The following is an 18,009-nucleotide window of genomic DNA, read 5'->3' as shown; positions in this document are numbered from 1 at the left end:
CCTCCGATCCGGCAAGGGTTTAAACGGGTCAGGACTGGGCGTAGGCCGATGAGACCTCAAAGTCCGGATAGGCCGTGCCGCCGTGTTCGGTGACGTCGAGGCCGGTGATTTCGTCTTCGGCCGACACACGCAGACCCATGGTTTTGTCGATCAGTTTGAACATGATGAAGGCCGTGGGAAAGACCCAGAGGAAATCCGCCCCGATGCCCAGCAGCTGGACACCGATGATTTTCGCCGAGGTGCCGCCCGCATTGAACAGGCCGGCGGCCAGGGTGCCCCAGGCGCCGCAGACACCGTGCACCGAGACGGCGCCCACGGGGTCGTCGATCCTGATCTTGTCGAAGAACATGACCGAAAAGACCACCAGGACTCCGGCCACAAGACCGATGATCACGGCGCTGCCCGGGGCCACGTTGGCGCATCCGGCCGTAATGCCCACCAGGCCCGCCAGCGCGCCGTTTAGGGTCATGCCCACCTCGGGCTTGCCGAATTTGATCCAGGATACAAACATGGCGGCAACGGCCCCCGCGGCGGCGGCCAGGTTCGTGGTGACGAAGATCAGGGCGATGCTTTTGTCGGCCGTGGTGGTCGAGCCGGGGTTGAATCCGAACCAGCCCAGCCAGAGAATGAACACGCCCAGGGCGGCGAAGCCGATGTTGTGACCCAGAATCGGGCGGACCGTGCCGTCTTTGGCGTATTTACCCAGACGGGGCCCCAGAACCAGGGCGCCGGCCAGGGCGGCCCAGCCGCCGGTGGAATGGACCACGGTGGAACCGGCGAAGTCGATGAATCCCAGGCCTTCAAGCCAGCCGCTGCCGTTGAACAGGCTGCCCCAGGCCCAGCTGCCGAAGATCGGGTAGATGAGGGCGCTGATCACCACGCTGTAGACCAGGTAGCCTGAAAATTTCGTGCGTTCGGCCATGGCGCCGGACACGATGGTGGCCGCCGTGGCGGCGAATACCACCTGGAACATCCAGAAGGCCAGGACCCAGGGATCGCCGTCCGGGGTGTAGTCGCTCAGGAAAAAACCCGAGGTGCCGAAAAACCCCGTTGCGCTTACGCCGAACATCAGGCCGAAACCAACGGCCCAGTAAGCGAGGCTGCCCATGGAAAAGTCCATGAGGTTTTTCATCATGATGTTGATCAGGTTTTTCGCCCGGGTGAATCCGGCTTCGACCAGGGCGAATCCGGCCTGCATGAAAAAGACCAGGCAGGCGGCCACCAGGGTCCACATGTAGTTGGCGTGGGTCTGGACCAGATCGATGGCCTCTTTATTGGTAAGTACCGTGGGCGTCTCGTCTCCCGCCCAGGCCAGGGCCAGGGTTGTCAGAAGGGTTGTTATGGTCAAACAGATAATTCTCATGGCTGTCCCCTTTGTCGTGATGGTTGATCGCAAAAAATGTTAAATGGCGTCCTTGCCCGTTTCGCCGGTCCGTATGCGGACCACCTTTTCCACGGGCAGGACAAAGATTTTGCCGTCTCCGATCTGGCCGGTGCCGGCGTTGTCCACAATGCATTGGACGACCCGGTCGACCTGATCCGCGTTGACCACAATGTCGATCTTGACCTTGGGGACAAAATCCACATTGTATTCAGCCCCGCGGTAGATTTCCCGGTGCCCCTTCTGCCGTCCGAACCCTTTGATCTCGCTGACCGTCATTCCGGTGATCCCCAGCTGCCCCAGACCTTCCTTGACCTGATCCAGCTTGAAGGGCTTGATGATCGCTTCAATTTTTTTCATTGTCGTTCTCCTTGTTCGAAAGAATGTGTTTCCCCCGCATCAGCATGGTTGCCCTGATACAAAAGCAAGGCGTGTGCCAGGGAGAAATGCCGAGGGACCGTGGAGTTTAATATACTGAATTAAAGAGAATATTTTAGCCTTTGACGGGGACGGCGGCCTTTGTCCGGATTGAACAAGTTGTTACAAATTTGTAGTATATGATGATTCGAATGACAAAAATGAGCTTGTGGACGACCCGCTATCGGGGGGGGCGACAGCGGGTCTGACTGAATGATTGCCCGACTCAGCCGGGGCCGTGAAAACGTCAGGCGGAAGGGAAGGGGTGGTCGTTGTCGTTGCTGTAGCGTTCCTGAATGGAACGGATCACATCCAGGGCTTCGAAAAAAATCTCGACCAGTTCCGGGTCGAACTGGGCTCCGGCCTCTTTTGCGATCAGATCAAGGACGTCGGATTCTTTCCAGGCCTCTTTGTAAACCCGGGACGAGCACAGGGCGTCGTATACGTCGGCCAGAGCCACGATCCGGCCGTAGAAGGGGATTTCTTCGCCTTTTTTGCCCCGGGCCCTGCCGTCGGGGAGACGGTAGCCGGAAAGGGGCTCGCCGGTGTCGATGTCCACATGGCCGGGGTATCCGCCGCCGTCCCATCGTTCGTGATGGGACAGAGCCACCTGGCGGGCCGCGTCTTCGTAATCGGAACGGCCGAGATTGAACAGCCTTGCGCCGTGGAGGGTGTGGGTTTTCATGATGTCGAACTCACCGGGTTCGAACCGTCCCGGCTTTTTGAGAATCAGATCGCTGATGGCCACCTTGCCCACGTCGTGGAGCATGGCCGCCATGCGCAGGGAATCCCGGTTCCGGTCGATGTCGTCCTGGGGGATCTTGTGTTTTTCGGCCCACCGTTCATAGATTTCCACCGAGTACCCGGCCACGCGGTTGACATGGGCCCCGGTTTCCTTGGGGTCCCTCAATTCGGCCATGCGGATCATGCGAAGCAGAATGGCCCGGGTCATCTGGGCCCGTTCCAGGGCCACCACGGCGATGCTGGCGAAATGGAGCATGATCTCTTCATCGACGGGCGTAAAGGCCCGAATCCGTCCCTGATCGTCCTGCGCGTTGATAATCTGGAGAATGCCGACCACCCGGTCCCGGCCGTTTTTAAGGGGCATGGTCAGAACCGACCGGGTGCGGTAATTCGAGGCCTCGTCAAATATTTTGTTGAATTTGTAAGGAAGACTTGATTGGATGGTGTACACATCGGGAACGTTCAGATGTCGTCCCGTCCCGGCCACATAGCCCGCCATGCTGGTTTCATCGACGGGAATGGAGAAGGTGGAATAAATCAGTTTACGGCCCGGGGGCATGCGCCGCTGGAGGGTGTCGTTCTGGGTGTAGGAAAAATACAGATGGTCGTCTTCCTTGATGTAGATCGACCCGGCGTCGGCACCGACGAATTCCCTGGCCCGTGAAAGGATATGTTCCATCAGGATATCCAGGTCCTGGACCTGGTTGAGTTCGATCCCCAGGCGCGTGAGGCTTTGAAGCTTCTGATTGTCGTTGAGCATGGTCCCCCCCCATGGCTGTGCGGGACGGGCGCTGTCCGACAAAAAAGCACCGACCCGGTTTTTGTGTGATATTGTAATGAAAATATACTATTATAATCCCTGACTTCCTTCAACGAAAAAGACGTGCCTGGAATAAAGGAGCCGCCATGCCCATCATCACCGCCGCCACGGGGATCAGTGTTCAGTCCGATGCCTATCTGGCCGGGTCGGAAGCGACCGCGGCTGCGGTTGCGTCGATCGGACAACGGCCGGACGCCCTCCTGGTGTTCGCCTCGTCCCATTATGACCACCAGGCCCTTCTTTCCGGTATTGACCGGGTGACCGGCTTTGTTCCCATGGCCGGAGGTACCACGGCCGGCGAGCTGTCCGACCGGGGGTTTTCGCAGAATTCGGTGGTGGTGCTGGCCGTCTGCTCCAGGGTACTGCGTTTTACGACGGCGGCGGCCGGGCATATGCGCCGCGACGAATACGCCTGTGCCCGGCGCTTCACCGATCGGGTCCTTCGGCAATGCCGTGACGACAAGCCCCTGTCCCTCATCGTGTTTCCCGACGGGTTGGGCGGTGACGGCGACCGGGTGATTGCCGGCATCCAGGCTGGGATCTCAGGGCCGATAGACATCGTCGGGGGCTTTCTCGGGGACGGGGACCGCTTCCTTCAGACCATTCAGTTCCATGACGGCAAGGTGCTCGAAGATGCCGTCACGGGTCTGATGATCAGCGCTCCGGCAGGTCCGGATGTCCGGACCGGGGTCGGGGTGGGCAGCGGGTTCCTGTCCATCGGCAACAGCATGCTGTGCACCCGGTCCGGCGGCATGGAGATCTTTGAAATCGATCATGAGCCGGCCCTGGATCTATACATGGAACTGTTGGGGGAGGTGCGGTACAAACGTCTTCCCGAGGTCTGTCTGGAATACCCCTTCGGACTCATCGATCGTCCGCCCGGGCAGGGAGCTCCGTTGCAGGCCCTTCTCCGGTGCGGGCTGCGCGTGGATTACGAAAAACGGTCGATCACGCTTGCGGGTTCGGTGCCCGAGGGCCGGTCCATGTCCCTTTTCACCTGCTCCCGGGGTGATCTGACGGCGGCGGCGCGGAAGGCGGCGCAGCGGGCCCTGGCCATGCTGGACGGTCGGAAACCGGAGCTGGTGATCGCCTTCAGTTGCGTGGGCAGAAAGATTGTTCTGGGACGCCGGGTCAACGAGGAGTTCGACGCCGTTCGGGAGGTGTTCGGCCCGGGGGTTCCGGTGACGGGTTTTTATACTTACGGAGAGATCGGCCCCGTCGATGCGTCGGCCGATGTTCCGCTGACGGGCTTTCACAATGAAACCATGGTGGTCTGGGCTCTGGGGGGCAACGGGTGATGAACAAAACCGGGCGACGGCAAGATGGGGGTAGGGCAGGCGGTCGGTGGGCGCGACGTAGTAAGCGGCACCGATCGGAACCAAACGGCGTCCGGGAATGGAAGACGTCCTCACGAATCAGGAAACTTGCCGCAAAGTTTCGGACCCTTTCGGATATCCACGGAGAACTCGAGGCCAGAAACAAAGACCTTGAATCGGCCCGGGACGAACTGAGGGTCCAGAATATTCAGATGATCAAGAACGCCGTCGAGCTGTCCGATCTGATGCGCCGGCTGGAGGACAAGAACTACGATCTGATGAGATTCCAGGCCACCCTCGAGGAACAGGTGGCCGAACGTACCGAATCCCTTCGGATCATCAACCGCAAGCTTGTCGACGAAATCCGGGAAAAAAGCAGAACGCAGGCCGCGCTGAAGGAAAGTGAGGAACACTATCGAAGCGTGTTCGAAAACTCAGGGACGGCCATCTTTATCATCGAGTCGGACATGCGCGTGTCCATGGCCAACACCAAATGCTACGATCTGACCGGCATTCCGGGCCGGGAAATCGCCAAAGGCATGCTCTGGACGCGGTTTGTCGCCGATCCGGAGATGCTTGAGAAAATGAAAAAGTATCATCGGGCCAGGCGGGAGAATCCCGGATCGGTCCCCATTGAATACGAATTCACGCTGCGGCATGCGGACGGCTCCGTCAAGGACGTGCTGCTTTACGTGAATACCATCGAAGGCACCGATAAAAGTGTGGCCTCGATGATCGATATCACCCAAAGGCGTCGGGCGGAGCGGGAAAAGCTCGAGCTTGAAAAGAAACTTCAACATTCCCAGAAAATGGAGGCCGTCGGCACTCTGGCAGGCGGCATCGCCCATGATTTCAACAATATTCTGACGGCGGTCATGGGTTACACGGACATGGCTCTGGCGGCAACGCCTCCGGACGGCTCCATCGCCAACTGGCTCCGGCATTCTCTGGACGCCTCGATGCGGGCCAGGGATCTGGTCATTCAGATCCTGACCTTCTGCCGCAGGAACGACCAGGAGATCCGGACCTTCCGTCTGGCTGCGGTGATCGGCGAAACCCTGAAATTCCTTCGGGCATCCATCCCCCGGACCATCGGATTCGATGTGGCCATCGACTGCGAACGGGCGCTGGTCTGCGGTGATCCGACCCAGGTTCAGCAGGTGGTGATGAACCTGTGTACCAACGCGGCCCATGCCATGGGTGAAACGGCCGGGCGTCTGGGGGTCCGTCTGAAGCCCCTGACTCTTGGCCCGGCAGAGGCCCGAATCAAAGGCCTTGAGGGCGAACGGTTTCTGGAACTTTCCATCAGCGATACGGGGCGGGGGATCGACCCGTCGATCATTCACCAGATCTTCGATCCGTTTTTTACCACGAAAAAGGTGGGCGAGGGGACGGGCATGGGCCTGGCCATGACCTACGGAATCGTCCAGCGCATGGGCGGGTGGATCGGGGTGGACAGCACGCCGGGGCGGGGCACCGTGTTCACGGTGATCTGGCCCGAAGGACTCGGTCCCGAGGACGGGTCGACCACGGCTCGCCAGGTGAAACAGGGCCGGGGCGAGCGTGTGCTGCTGGTGGACGACGACCGCCATGTCCTGGAGGTCATGGACGAGATGGTGCGCATGCTCGATTACAGGGTTCTTCCCGTCGCGTCGAGTCCGGAGGCCATCCGGATCTTTGCGGCCGATCCCGGCCGTTTTGATCTGGTCATCACCGACAGGACCATGCCCGAGATCAACGGCATCGAACTGGCACGGAAAATCCACGCGATCCGGTCCGACATCCCCATTATCATGTGTACGGGATTCAGCGATTCGCTGGACCGTGACGGATCTTCCACCGGGAACCTGTCGGCCGTCCTGATGAAACCCGTGGATCGGGAGACGTTGTCTGCCGCCATGTGTGACGCCTTATTCTCTTCCACCGTCTGAATCCGGGCGTCTTCGTTTCAGTTCCTCGCGGACGGCTTTCCCCAGGGTTTCGAGAATATAGGGTTTTTTCACGTAGGCTCCGGCCCCCAGGGCCTGGGCCTGACGGACCCGATGGGACGGGGAATAGCCGCTGACGATGATGACCTTCTGATCCGGAGTGATGGTCCGGATCTGTTTGTAGGTGTCCAGACCGTCCATCCCCGGATCCATGATCATGTCCAGAACCACCAGATCCACCGAACGTGTTTTGAGGATGTCCACGGCCGCTTCGCCGCCGGACGCGGTGTCCACCCGGTAATTGAGCTTTTTCAGCATTCGGGCGGCCAGTTCCTGCTGCTCGGGGCTGTCGTCGACCACCAGGATGGATTCCGATCTGCCCATCAGGTCCTCAAGGCCGGATGCGGAGGACGGCAGTTCCGGCTGTTCCCGGGTGACGGGAAAATACAGGGTGAATACGGTTCCCCGGCCCGGCTTGCTGGACACGTCGATGTAACCCCGATGATCCTTGACCGTACCCCAGACAACGGCCAGGCCAAGTCCCGTTCCGCTCCGTCCCATGACCTTGCGGGTGTAAAAGGGTTCGAAAATGTGGGCCAGGTCGTTTTCCGCAATGCCGCCGCCCGTGTCGGCCACGGAAAGGACGATGTAATCTCCCTCACACAGGCTGTCGTAACCCTGGACGGGTGTGTCCAGATGCCGGTTCATCGTCCGGATCGTCAGGTCGCCTCCGTCCGGCATGGATTCGGCGGCGTTGGTCAAAAGATTCAACAGGCACTTGAAAAGATGGGGATGGGAGCCTTTGATATGGAGAAGGTCCGGGGCAAGATCGGTGGTAAGGCGGACGCCGGGATACAGAGCCCGCAGATGGTCGTATTCAGGGGTATCGAGGAAATCGCGAATCAGCGTGTTGAGATTGAGGACCGTTTCAGACTGAACGCCCCGCCGGGCCAGGGTCAGCAGGTCCTGAACGATGGCCGCCGCCCGCATGCCGCCGCTCAGGATTTTTTCCACATGATCGTAAAGGGGCTCGTTCGGCGAAAGATCATTGAGCATCAATTCCGAATAACCGACCAGAATGCCCAGGACGTTGTTCAGATCATGGGCCACCCCGCCGGCCAGGGTCCCTAACGCCTCCATTTTTTCGGCCCTTTGAAGGCGTTTTTCGAACTGTTCGCGTTCCTGGTCCATGCGTCGCCGCTCGGTGATATCCCGCGCCACGGCCTGAAACCGTATGGCCGGGTCATCGTTGTCTAAAAGGCGGGCGTTCTGGCCGACCCATACGGTTTTCCCGTCCTTGCGGATCAGGGGGAACTCCAGATAGGTGTTGGACAGGCGATGGGTCTTCTGATGGCGATAAAGTGCCGTGATCTTCCCCCGATGCTCCGCATGGATCAGGTCGAACAGCGGCCGGCCGACCAGGTCGTCGGGGGGGTACCCCAGGATGATTTCGACCACCGGGTTGATGAAATGAATGATGCCTGTATCATCGATGACGTAGATGATGTCGCCGGCACTTTCGACGAGATGCCGGAACCGTTTCTCACGGGTGGCCAGTTCACGGGTCTGCCGGCGGACCTGGAGCCGGAGGATCAGCGTGAAGGTTGAAATCAGCGCCAGAAGGGCGACAATGCCCACAAGAATGACGATCAGGGTGCGTACGGCTTCAAAACGGGAACGGGCTTCGTAAACGCCGAACCATTTGTCGTAAATCTCCCGGTAGCGACCGGTATGTTTGAGTACCGCAAGACCTTCATTGAGCGTGTGGAGCAGGCCCGGGTTGTCTTTTCCGACGGCGAAACAGTAGTCCCGGGGGGGGAGTTCCGTATCGATCACCCGGAGCCCTTTGATGGAATGGGTTTCGATGAAATAGAGGCCCTGGATTTTCGATGAGATCAGAACGCCGTCATGGCGGCCCGATGCGACCAGGGTCAGGGCCTGGATCGGATCGTCGACCACGGTGATCGAACCGGTCAGATTCTGTTCAATCAGGTAATCGTGCATGATGTCTCCCCGCTGAACCACGATGGCCCGGCCCCTGATCTGGCTGAACCGGGTCAGCGGGTTGTCGTCCCTGACGAAAAGGGCCGACGACACCTGGTTGTGCGGGACGGAAAAGCCGAACGATTTTTCCCGTTCTTTTGAATGATACATGCCCGCGATCACGTCGATCTCGCCCCGGAGCAGGGACTCGCGGACCGTGCTCCAGACGCCCAGCCGGATGTCGCCCCTAAGTCCCGTCACGTCCATCACGGCCCGGATCAGTTCAATGTTGAATCCTGTGGGATTGCCCCGGCTGTCGTTGAATTCGTACGGCGGGTAGTCATGATCGCTGCCCACACGGATCGGGTGCGGACCGCCTGTGGGATGTGGCCGGGCGGGAACCGCCGACGGCACGGCAAGCAGGGCCGCCGAAAGCACGACGAAAAGCAGACAACGCGTGTGTCCGTGAACGGAGCGGGTCATGGCGATTTCCTCGGTCGATGATGAAAGGATCGATGATCGGTGATTCCGGGTGATCGGATGGTGAATCGAAAACAGTTTCGCATACCCGGTGCGGTCTGTCAATCCCGGCGCTCAGGGCAATCGCATGACCTGGCCGTTCACGTGCATGTTCACGTTCACGGCAGGCCGAGGCAGGCGCGACCGTCTCAACCCACGCCGGTTGAACCGTCCGGCGGTTGCGTTCACGTGTTGCCGGCAACCATCGTTATCGGTATCGCTATCGAAAGGGTCTGAACATCACATCCGGCAGTGATTCAATTATAAGGAGAACCGGTCATACATACGATCGCCCGATCCCGGCCCGTTACGTTCTCGGATCGGTCGACAATGTCATGAGACGGTTCACTGTCTTCTTGATTATTTCGCAAAGCGGGCGTATAACCATAATAACTTTAACCAGTGAGCACCCCATACCCACTTCTTAAAGAAACATTTACCAACCCTTCATACAGGAGTTTCGACTTCCGTGAGCGTTCCATGTGTCAGCTGTGCGATGGCAGGTGGTTCCTGTTGTTTGAACAGGCAGATTATTGTCACAACCGGCGATATCGCGAGAATATCGCAATACCTTGGGCATCGGGAGTTTTACGTGCTTGAACCCCCCAGCCCCTGGTATCTTGAACCCGGATATGATCCGGACTGGGTGCCCCTCGTCCTTCGACCGGACGGGCTTCTTTGTGTGTTGAAACGCATCGGTAAAGACACCTGCGGCATGATGACCGAGGCGGGATGCCGTCTGCCCTTTCATGCGCGGCCGATGGTCTGCCGGCTTCATCCTTATATGTACACGGAACAGGGTCTCCTCGGCATCGACGAGACCTGTCCCATTGCCGCCGAAAAGGACGGTGCCGCCATTCTGGAGAAGATGAACATGCCCCCGGATCAGGCCAGGCTCTGGCTGCATCAACTTTACGATGAATTGAAGGCGGACCGGATTATTCCGGCCGCGTGACGACCATGAATCGCCATGGGGTTTCGTCAGGCATCCCATGGCCGACCCGGCAACGGGCAGGGGGCGTCGACGCGGATAATCCCGGTCGACGCCCCCTGCGCCTTCGGGTTTTATCGTTCAAACCCCCGGATCACAAGGAGGAAAGCTGTGACTAAATCGCGCGATACCAAGAAAGAAACCAAAAAGAAACCGACCAAAACGGCCAAGGAAAAGAAAAAAGACAAACTGGAAAAAAAGAAGGTCGGCGGATCGATCCAAAACATGTCGGGCAACGACTGACGGCTTCGTAAAACGTCCGATATCTGCGTTGCGCTTCATCCCTCGTCACTGAGGCGTACCCTAAGTACGCCTCATTCCTTACGGATTCGCGACGCCGCAAGCTCGAACGTTTTTCTTTGCCGTCATGTGATGATTTCTAAGGACGTGTCAGGGCAAGGCTCAAATTATCATACTGAATTTAAAATATAATTATTGTGCAGTTGCGGGTTTGATACCCCGCCCCTTGGGGCGCAAAAAAACGTCTAAGTTTTTTCAAAGACGGCCCAATACCTATGCAATCGCATGTATGGTCTATAAACACATGGGCCTCTCTTGCGTGACGGATTCATGCCGTTTACGTTCATCAGCACGTTCACGATGGCGGTTGAACAGGTCTCAGCCTACCGTGCTCGTGCTCGTGAACGAATGCTATCTGCGTTTGCCCTGGTCCCAATACCCCGGCAGCTTGCGGCGGGGGCGTTTATTCAATCTTGCAACAAATTGATTTAACACACTTCCTTACGGATATGGGGCCGTTCTTTTTCGTGCCCGTGGCGGCCCTTATTCGTCGTCTCCGGGCAGATCGAAGGTGACGTCCCCGGCCCGCCGATCGATTTGGCGTCGGCGATCCGGCGCGAAACGGCGGTTTGCGCCCTGGCTGATCAGGTACTCATGCTGCTGCCGGCCCCGCCGTTCCCCCCGGGTCCGGCGTTCGATTCCCGACCGGCGCATCGACGGGGGCAGGAGTCCGGCTTTCCCCAGAAACGCACGAATGTTCCATCTGTTTTCCATCATGCGGAAGATCATGACTCTCCTTGTCGGCCCGGTCCCGTCGGGCGTTCGGTATGGTATTAAGATCCTTCACGACGGTAAGTATACCCCCGCCATGTGAAAAAAACAAGCGTCCCGAACCGTCTGTGTGTTGACCCGTGGGCGCGAATGCCGTAACATGGGAAAATCATTCGGATCATCCCTCGTGCCTCGTGCGAGGCGATCGACAAAAACACCTCACCGGCGAAATGCCCTGGGAACCCTATGGACAGACACTTTGAAACCATCGTTGAGCGTGTGGGAACCGTGATTTACGGCAAAACCCGGCAGATCAGGCTGGCGCTCACCTGCCTGTTCGCCGGAGGGCATCTTTTGATTGAGGATCTGCCGGGTATCGGAAAAACCACCCTGGCCAAGGCCCTGTCCCGCTGCCTTGGCCTTGAATTTTCACGGATTCAGTACACCAGCGACCTCTTGCCCGCCGATGTGCTCGGAGCCGCCGTGTTCGAACAGGCGTCCTCACGCTTCGTGTTTCATCCCGGACCGATTTTCACCCAGGTGCTTCTGGCCGATGAGATCAACCGGGCCACGCCCAAGACGCAGAGCGCCCTGCTTGAAGCCATGGAAGAAAAACAGGTGACTCTCGAAGGGCAGACCCGGCCCCTGCCGCGGCCGTTTTTCGTGATCGCCACCTTGAATCCTCTGGAACAGGCGGGCACCTATGCCCTGCCCGAATCCCAGCTGGACCGTTTTCTGGTCCGGATCAGCCTGGGGTATCCGGGGCGGGAAGCGGAGAATCAGCTGCTCCGGGCCGGGGATACCAAAGACCATCTCGACGGGGTGAGCCCGGTGCTTTCCGCCGACGAGGTGCTGGCTATCCGAAAGCGGGTCAAGGCGGTTCATATGTCTGATGCCCTGCTCGACTATGTCCAGGACATTCTGGAATTCACCCGGTCTTCGCCCCTTTTCAAGACCGGTCTGTCGCCGAGGGCCGGTCTTGCCCTGCTCCGGACGGCCAGGGCCTGGGCCCTGATCGCCGGCAGGACCCACGGCCTGCCCGAGGATATCCAGGCCATTCTCCCCTATGTGGCCGGTCATCGGCTTCATGCGGCGGATACGCTCAGGGAATACGGGTTTGACCAGCTTACCGACATGTTCCGTGACGTTCCGGTCCCCTGACCGCCACGGACAAGGACACCCCATGCTCACGGAACTGATCGACCGATGGACCCGGAGAAACCGCAGTGACCGTTTCCCGATCACCTTGACCCGCAAGCGGGTCTATATTCTGCCCACGTCGTTGGGGCTGGTGTTTTTTGCGGTTTTGTTCGCCATGCTGCTGGGGGCCTTGAACTACAACAACAACCTCGGGTTTCTGTTTACCTTCCTGCTGGGGTCCCTGTCCTTTGTTTCCCTGCTCCATACCCACCGGAATCTTTCGGGCATAACGATTCAGGCGGGGGCGGTGTCCCCGGTGTTTGCCGGAGAAACCGCTTCGCTCACGCTGACCCTTGCCGCCGGGGCCATGGGGCGGGTGGGGCTGAACCTTTGGCTGTCCGGGAAAAAGATCCTTGACGTCACCCTGCCGTCCGGAACACGGACCCGGGTGGTGCTTCCCATGGCCACACACAAACGGGGACAATTTTCTCCGGGGCCGATAACCCTGGCCTCGGCCTATCCGTTCGGCCTGTTCCGGACCTGGGCGACGGTGTACCCCGACCTGTCTTACCTTGTGTATCCCAGACCCCTTTCAAGCCCCCTGCATTTCGGCGGGGGAGGTCGTCAGACGGAAACGGACGGGGGGTATGAGGTTACCGGAACCGAAGATTTCCGGGAACTGAGGAATTATCGGCCCGGAGATCCGTTGAGCCGGCTTTCCTGGAAGAGTTTTTCACGGGGACGGGGCCTTCATACCAAGGTCTTTACCGCCCATGCCGGGGGAACGGTGATGCTGGACTGGGACGGCCTGGCCCCCGAGGATATCGAAACCCGGTTGTCCAAACTGTGCGATATGGTCAAAACCGCCCACACCCTGGGCCTTCGCTACGGACTGACCGTGCCTGGAACGGTTGTTCCGCCTTCGGAACCGGGTGACGGGGCGCATTATCATCTCTGTCTCAAAACCCTGGCCCTTTACGGAACGCGGCCCCCCGGGGAGGAGGTATGAGACCTCGGCCCGACGCACAGACCGGTTTTCTGGTGGCGGCCCTGGTCGCCGGACTGGCGCCCCACGTTTTCGACCTGCCCCTGTGGATCACGGCCTGGTGTCTGACCGCCTGGGGCGTCATTTTGATTCTCGATCGAAAAAAGCTCGGGCTTCCTCCGCGCTGGATCTTTCGCCTGCTGGCCCTTGGGGCCTTTGCGGCCGTGGTCGTGACGTCCCGGGGACGTTTCAGCGGTGATGCGGGCATCGGGCTTCTCTGTCTGATGGCCAGTCTCAAGCCCTTCGAAATCCAGACAGCCAGGGATCGGATGATCACCGTGTTTCTTGCCTATTTCATGGTGGCATCCGGCATGTTTTTTTCGACCACCCTTGAGATGTCCCTGTATCTGTTTTTCTCGGTGATCGTGATCAGCGGTCTTCTGATCCGCATCAACCATAGGGAGGTGCCCCTGAGGTCCGGCCTCATCCTGTCGCTGACCATGACGCTTCAGGCCCTTCCCCTTGCCGTGATTCTGTTTACGGCCTTTCCGAGAATCCAGGGGGGGCTGTGGGGCATCCAGCAGCGACGAACCGGTCTGGTGGGCCTGTCGGGGACCCTGTCCCCGGGATCATTGTCCGGCCTGGTCAAGAACGATGCCGTGGCGTTTCGGGCGGCCTTCGACGGACCGGTTCCGCCTTCATCCGACAGCTACTTCCGGGGCCTTGTGTTCGATTCCTTTGACGGGAGAAGGTGGCGGGAAGTCCGGCAGACCCCGCCGCTCACCCGAACAGTGTCCGATACGGACACTGTGACCTGCGACATCATCCTGGAGCCCCACAGCGAACGGTGGCTGTTCGGGCCGGATTACCCCGTTTCTGTGTCTGACGGCTACCTGCTGCTGGACAACCATACGGTGAGATCCCGGGAACGGGTGGTGTCCAAAATCCGCTACACGGTCCGGTCGGCCCGGGGAGGCGAAACGGGAGAGCATGACGGCTGGTCCTGGGTGTCCCGGTCTCTTCCGGCCCAGAGCAATCCCAGGACCCGGGATCTGGCCCGCAGGTTCCGGAGTGAGGCGTCGACGGATCAGGCGCTGGTCGATATCGTGCTGGACTTTTTCCATTCGGAGCCGTTTTACTACACGGAAAATCCGCCCCTGCTGGGCCAGGACCCGGTGGATGAGTTTCTTTTCAGAACCCGACGGGGCTACTGCGAACACTATGCCTCGGCCTTTGCGGTTCTGATGCGGGCCGCAGACATACCCGCCCGGGTCGTGGGCGGGTATCTGGGCGGAGACCTCAACCCCTACGGCAATTATCTGATCGTCCGTCAGGCCCGGGCCCATGCCTGGGCCGAGGTCTGGCTCGACGGACGGGGCTGGGTCCGTGTTGATCCCACCGCCGCCGTCGCCGCCGAGCGGGTCGAAGGCGGCGGGACGGGGACCATTCAGGCCGATGGGGGCGGGGGAGATGCGTCGGAGACGCGCGGACTGTTCGACACGCTGACAAAGAATCTGCTGATGGGCTGGGATTCGTTGAATTACCTCTGGTACGCCCGGGTGATGAGCTATACGGCCCAAAGTCAGCGTCAGCTGTTCGAACGCCTGGGGATCAGTCTGTCAACGCTTAAAGACCGGCTGGCCCTGTTGGGGATGGCCCTTGTTCTTGCAGGCGGCGTGACGCTTCTGATCGTCCTGTGGCTTGCCCTCAGGGCAAGGGTGCCCGAGGATCCGGTGGCGGGCGTCTATCGGATTCTTGACAGGAAGCTTGAGCGGGTCGGGCTTTCGCGACGGCCCCATGAAGGCCCGAAAACCTGGGGGCGTCGTGTTGCGGCATCCCGCCCGGATCTTGCACCCGAGGTCACGGAGATGCTTCATGATTACGAGGCGCTGCGTTATGCACAGGTTCAGGACCGGACGGAACGTCTGAGGGTCTTTCGAAAACGGGTCCGGCGGTTCAGGCCCCGGGCACCCCAAAAAAATGCAGGCCGTCCTTGACATGCAAGACGGATGTGTTAGTTTCTCATAATCATTATGAGAATAGTTCCGAATCAAAATAATCATCACATCACGTCAATCGAAACAGGAGGAATGCATGGCATCCATCAAAGGAACACAGACGGAAAAAAATCTCTTGGCGGCGTTCGCCGGTGAATCCCAGGCCCGTAACCGTTACACCTTTTTCGCGGGTAAGGCCAGAAAAGAAGGGTATGTGCAGATCGCAGACATCTTCGAAGAGACGGCCAACCAGGAAAAGGAACATGCCAAACGCTTTTTCAATTTTCTTGAAGGGGGCATGGTGGAAATAACGGCGTCGTTTCCGGCGGGAGTCATCGGCAGCACCCTGGAAAACCTCAAGGCCGCCGCGGACGGCGAGCATGAGGAACACACCGATCTTTACCCCGCCTTTGCCAAGGTGGCCCGGGAAGAGGGCTTCGAAGCCGTGGCCATGGTGTTCGATAAAATTTCCATCGCCGAACGTCAGCATGAGAAACGCTACCGTGACCTTGCCGCCGGCATCGAGAAGGGTCTGACCTTCAAGCGTGAAAAACCCGTGACCTGGCGGTGCAGAAACTGCGGCTTCCTTCATACCGCAGAAGAAGCCCCGGTTTCCTGCCCGGCCTGTGCCCATCCCCAGGCCCATTTTGAGCTTCTCGCGGAAAACTACTAGCCGGTTCCAGGCACCCCCGGACCTGTTCGGTCCGGGGGTGTTTTCGAACAGGTTCCGGCCCCGACGTCGCCGATTGGCGGACAGGAGCGTGATCGATGAACGAGCCATCCATTGCGGAGGAACTGCTTCAGCATGCCGGTCTCAGGCCGACTCCGGCCCGTCTGACGATTCTGTCCTGCCTGATCGGATCGGGGGTCCATCCCACCACCGATGAACTGGCCATGATGCTGCGTGACACCGGGAAACGTCTGCCCACCGCCACCTTGTACCAGAGCCTTGAGAAGCTCAGCGGGGCCGGTCTGATCATCCGGTTTACCGGGCCGGACGGCCAGGCCCGCTACGATGCCAACCTTTCGGCCCACCATCACCTGATCTGCCGGGCCTGTCATCGCGTGGTGGACGTGGCCATCGACATTCCTCTGGCCGACCTTGGCCTGATCGATGCCGAAACCGGAAAGACCATCGACGGCTGGACACTGGAAAACGCCGCCATTGAACTGAAGGGCGTCTGCCCCGCGTGTAAACATCGGACCTGACTCCCGCCTTTACCTTCCCCTTAAGAAAGAGTATGATCAGTTATCAGGTCGATGGGCTTGACGTGCCGTATACATTTTCTTCCACTGGAAAGACATCATGAAACGCACAGGTCTCACGACGCTTGCCGTGATTCTTCTTCTCACAGGGCCGGTCTTCGGCCAGGGGCCGGTCCAGGTCGTCTTTACACGATGGGCACCTTATGGATACATGGAGGGCGACAGGGCCTCGGGCTTTGAGCCGGATATCGTCAGGGCGGTCATGGACATCCTGGAAAAACCCGTGGCGTTCACCGAAATGCCCTGGAAACGCTGTCTGTTTTCCGTTCAAAACGGGCTTGCCGATGCCGTGGTGTCGCTGATCCGGACGCCGGAACGGGAAACCTATCTGTTGTTTGCCGACGAACCCATCAGCGTCAGTGACACGGCGCTGTTCACCACCGCCGATCAGGTCATGGATTTTTCAGGTTCGCTGGATGCGCTTGCCGGCAAAGTGGTCGGCGTGACCAGCGGATTCAGTTACGGGCCCGTGTTTGACAAGGCCGACGGCCTGATCAGGGACGAGGCCATCACTACCGAGCAGGTTGTTCGCAAACTTCTGGCCGGACGGTATTCCATCGCCGTCGGGAACGTGGCCGTGGTGTCCCTGATCAGCCGGGAGATGGGATGCGCCGGACACATCCGGTTTCTGGCGCCCCTGGTTCATTCCGAGCCGCTTTATGTGGGATTTTCGAAAAAAAAGGTTTCAAACGACGATGTCCAGGCCTTTTCCAAGGCCCTGACCGCATTCAAGGCCCGGCCTGAATACCGGGCGATTCTTGCCCGGTACGGCGTGTCCCGCCCCCCGGCCGATCGACCCGACAATCCCAAGGATGAAAGGAGACGCCCGTGAAAAATCGAACCCTGCATCATCACAAGGCATTGCCGCTTCTTGCCGTGGCCCTTGCGGCCCTTTGTCTGATCGAAGGCCCCCGGCGTCCTGTACAAGCCGGTGACCACCCGACGCTCATGGTTCACAGTGTGGCCGTGATGCCGTTTTTCAAGGGGAAAAAACCTTCGCCCTCGATGTCCGTCCTGGATATCAAGGCCTCGATGCTGGGAACGGACGAGGAGGTCATGCCTGGAGCCGAGGCCGTCCTGACCCAAACGGTGCAGCAGGCTCTGGAAAAACGCCTGGGCGATGCGATGGTGTCCCGGGAAGAGGTGGCGCGGGCCTATGACCGGATCATAGCCGAGCATCCCGATCTGACGCCCCGGGACCAGGTTCTGGCTTTGGCGGAGGCCTTGGGGGTTACCTATATCATGGCGGGCAATGTCTGGCGTTTCGCCGAACGGCAGGGAAACGCCCTGGCCGTGGGTCGGCCGGCCACCATGGGTTTCAAGCTTCACCTGATTCATATCCCCGAACGGTCACGGATCTGGGCAGACGCCTGCGACAAGACCCAGCAGTCGCTGTCGGAAAACCTGTTCAAGGCCTCGGATTTTATAAAGCAGAAGGGCCGCTGGGTCACCGTCGGCGAACTGGCCCGGATCGCGGTGGACGATATGGTCAAAGGCCTGCCGTTTTGACG

General features: G+C 59.4%; 16 protein-coding genes. 11 read left to right on the top strand and 5 right to left on the bottom strand.

Going from position 1 to position 18,009, the window contains the following annotated elements; translation table 11 throughout:
- Window positions 1–28: 28 nt before the first annotated feature.
- The 3 genes from ACYQ11_RS09955 to ACYQ11_RS09945 all read right to left on the bottom strand — a co-directional run bounded on the left by ACYQ11_RS09955 (window position 29) and on the right by ACYQ11_RS09945 (window position 3,302).
- Complete coding sequence (locus ACYQ11_RS09955; protein WP_459923622.1) at window positions 29–1,363, bottom strand: ammonium transporter; 1,335 nt, start codon at window positions 1,361–1,363, stop codon at window positions 29–31.
- A 39-nt stretch (window positions 1,364–1,402) separates the two neighbouring features.
- A complete protein-coding gene (locus ACYQ11_RS09950) occupies window positions 1,403–1,741 on the bottom strand; it encodes a P-II family nitrogen regulator (RefSeq protein WP_459923621.1) in 339 nt (112 codons plus the stop codon).
- Between the two features lie 304 nt (window positions 1,742–2,045).
- Window positions 2,046–3,302, bottom strand: coding sequence for an HD domain-containing phosphohydrolase (locus ACYQ11_RS09945; protein ID WP_459923620.1), 1,257 nt, complete (start codon window positions 3,300–3,302; stop codon window positions 2,046–2,048).
- A 146-nt stretch (window positions 3,303–3,448) separates the two neighbouring features.
- Here ACYQ11_RS09945 and ACYQ11_RS09940 point away from each other — a divergent pair, with 146 nt between their 5' ends.
- Complete coding sequence (locus ACYQ11_RS09940; protein WP_459923619.1) at window positions 3,449–4,660, top strand: FIST signal transduction protein; 1,212 nt, start codon at window positions 3,449–3,451, stop codon at window positions 4,658–4,660.
- Between the two features lie 230 nt (window positions 4,661–4,890).
- Window positions 4,891–6,609: a PAS domain-containing sensor histidine kinase gene (locus ACYQ11_RS09935; RefSeq protein WP_459923618.1), complete on the top strand. Its 1,719-nt coding sequence runs from the start codon at window positions 4,891–4,893 to the stop codon at window positions 6,607–6,609.
- Here the strand turns inward: ACYQ11_RS09935 and ACYQ11_RS09930 are convergent.
- A complete protein-coding gene (locus tag ACYQ11_RS09930) occupies window positions 6,589–9,072 on the bottom strand; it encodes a transporter substrate-binding domain-containing protein (RefSeq protein WP_459923617.1) in 2,484 nt (827 codons plus the stop codon). The genes ACYQ11_RS09935 and ACYQ11_RS09930 overlap by 21 nt on opposite strands.
- Window positions 9,073–9,604: 532 nt before the next feature.
- Between ACYQ11_RS09930 and ACYQ11_RS09925 the strand changes: the two genes are divergently transcribed.
- Both ACYQ11_RS09925 and ACYQ11_RS09920 read left to right on the top strand, forming a co-directional pair.
- Complete coding sequence (locus ACYQ11_RS09925) at window positions 9,605–10,063, top strand: hypothetical protein (RefSeq protein WP_459923700.1); 459 nt, start codon at window positions 9,605–9,607, stop codon at window positions 10,061–10,063.
- A 147-nt stretch (window positions 10,064–10,210) separates the two neighbouring features.
- The gene (locus ACYQ11_RS09920) at window positions 10,211–10,342 is read left to right on the top strand and encodes a hypothetical protein (RefSeq protein ID WP_459923616.1); all 132 of its coding nucleotides are present in this window, start codon (window positions 10,211–10,213) and stop codon (window positions 10,340–10,342) included.
- Window positions 10,343–10,882: 540 nt separating this feature from the next.
- On the opposite strand, the gene ACYQ11_RS09915 is transcribed toward ACYQ11_RS09920, so the two are convergent.
- A complete protein-coding gene (locus tag ACYQ11_RS09915) occupies window positions 10,883–11,128 on the bottom strand; it encodes a hypothetical protein (RefSeq protein WP_459923615.1) in 246 nt (81 codons plus the stop codon).
- 228 nt (window positions 11,129–11,356) lie between these two features.
- On the opposite strand from ACYQ11_RS09915, the gene ACYQ11_RS09910 reads away from it, so the two are divergent.
- From ACYQ11_RS09910 to ACYQ11_RS09880, 7 genes are all read left to right on the top strand, one after another.
- Complete coding sequence (locus ACYQ11_RS09910) at window positions 11,357–12,271, top strand: AAA family ATPase (protein ID WP_459923614.1); 915 nt, start codon at window positions 11,357–11,359, stop codon at window positions 12,269–12,271.
- A gap of 22 nt (window positions 12,272–12,293) precedes the next feature.
- On the top strand, window positions 12,294–13,259 hold the full coding sequence (locus ACYQ11_RS09905) for a DUF58 domain-containing protein (protein WP_459923613.1): 966 nt from the start codon (window positions 12,294–12,296) through the stop codon (window positions 13,257–13,259).
- The gene (locus ACYQ11_RS09900; protein ID WP_459923612.1) at window positions 13,256–15,232 is read left to right on the top strand and encodes a transglutaminase TgpA family protein; all 1,977 of its coding nucleotides are present in this window, start codon (window positions 13,256–13,258) and stop codon (window positions 15,230–15,232) included. Before ACYQ11_RS09905 ends, ACYQ11_RS09900 begins: the two co-directional genes overlap by 4 nt.
- Before the next feature lie 97 nt (window positions 15,233–15,329).
- Window positions 15,330–15,905 carry a rubrerythrin gene (gene rbr, locus ACYQ11_RS09895; RefSeq protein WP_459923611.1) on the top strand — a complete coding sequence of 192 codons (576 nt, stop codon included), beginning with the start codon at window positions 15,330–15,332 and terminating at the stop codon, window positions 15,903–15,905.
- Between the two features lie 95 nt (window positions 15,906–16,000).
- Window positions 16,001–16,441 (top strand): Fur family transcriptional regulator, encoded by a 441-nt coding sequence (locus tag ACYQ11_RS09890; RefSeq protein WP_459923610.1) that lies wholly within the window; start codon window positions 16,001–16,003, stop codon window positions 16,439–16,441.
- 97 nt (window positions 16,442–16,538) lie between these two features.
- Entirely contained in the window at window positions 16,539–17,330 is a 792-nt protein-coding gene (locus ACYQ11_RS09885; protein ID WP_459923609.1) for a substrate-binding periplasmic protein, read from the top strand.
- Complete coding sequence (locus ACYQ11_RS09880; protein ID WP_459923608.1) at window positions 17,327–18,007, top strand: hypothetical protein; 681 nt, start codon at window positions 17,327–17,329, stop codon at window positions 18,005–18,007. Before ACYQ11_RS09885 ends, ACYQ11_RS09880 begins: the two co-directional genes overlap by 4 nt.
- The last annotated feature ends 2 nt before the right edge of the window (window positions 18,008–18,009 follow it).

The organism is Desulfatiferula olefinivorans, assembly GCF_054657895.1.
Note: the sequence above shows the minus strand (reverse complement) of the source record. Positions and strands in the feature narration are given on the sequence as shown.

What these genes read in the sequence shown, in the direction of transcription:
- ACYQ11_RS09955 (WP_459923622.1), bottom strand. Translation starts at nt 1,363, where the DNA reads ATGAGAATTATCTGTTTGACCATAACAACCCTTCTGACAACCCTGGCC.
- ACYQ11_RS09885 (WP_459923609.1), top strand. Translation starts at nt 16,539, where the DNA reads ATGAAACGCACAGGTCTCACGACGCTTGCCGTGATTCTTCTTCTCACA.
- ACYQ11_RS09905 (WP_459923613.1), top strand. Translation starts at nt 12,294, where the DNA reads ATGCTCACGGAACTGATCGACCGATGGACCCGGAGAAACCGCAGTGAC.
- ACYQ11_RS09925 (WP_459923700.1), top strand. Translation starts at nt 9,605, where the DNA reads ATGGCAGGTGGTTCCTGTTGTTTGAACAGGCAGATTATTGTCACAACC.
- ACYQ11_RS09950 (WP_459923621.1), bottom strand. Translation starts at nt 1,741, where the DNA reads ATGAAAAAAATTGAAGCGATCATCAAGCCCTTCAAGCTGGATCAGGTC.
- ACYQ11_RS09945 (WP_459923620.1), bottom strand. Translation starts at nt 3,302, where the DNA reads ATGCTCAACGACAATCAGAAGCTTCAAAGCCTCACGCGCCTGGGGATC.
- rbr (WP_459923611.1), top strand. Translation starts at nt 15,330, where the DNA reads ATGGCATCCATCAAAGGAACACAGACGGAAAAAAATCTCTTGGCGGCG.
- ACYQ11_RS09900 (WP_459923612.1), top strand. Translation starts at nt 13,256, where the DNA reads ATGAGACCTCGGCCCGACGCACAGACCGGTTTTCTGGTGGCGGCCCTG.
- ACYQ11_RS09940 (WP_459923619.1), top strand. Translation starts at nt 3,449, where the DNA reads ATGCCCATCATCACCGCCGCCACGGGGATCAGTGTTCAGTCCGATGCC.
- ACYQ11_RS09930 (WP_459923617.1), bottom strand. Translation starts at nt 9,072, where the DNA reads ATGACCCGCTCCGTTCACGGACACACGCGTTGTCTGCTTTTCGTCGTG.
- ACYQ11_RS09890 (WP_459923610.1), top strand. Translation starts at nt 16,001, where the DNA reads ATGAACGAGCCATCCATTGCGGAGGAACTGCTTCAGCATGCCGGTCTC.
- ACYQ11_RS09910 (WP_459923614.1), top strand. Translation starts at nt 11,357, where the DNA reads ATGGACAGACACTTTGAAACCATCGTTGAGCGTGTGGGAACCGTGATT.
- ACYQ11_RS09935 (WP_459923618.1), top strand. Translation starts at nt 4,891, where the DNA reads ATGATCAAGAACGCCGTCGAGCTGTCCGATCTGATGCGCCGGCTGGAG.
- ACYQ11_RS09915 (WP_459923615.1), bottom strand. Translation starts at nt 11,128, where the DNA reads ATGATCTTCCGCATGATGGAAAACAGATGGAACATTCGTGCGTTTCTG.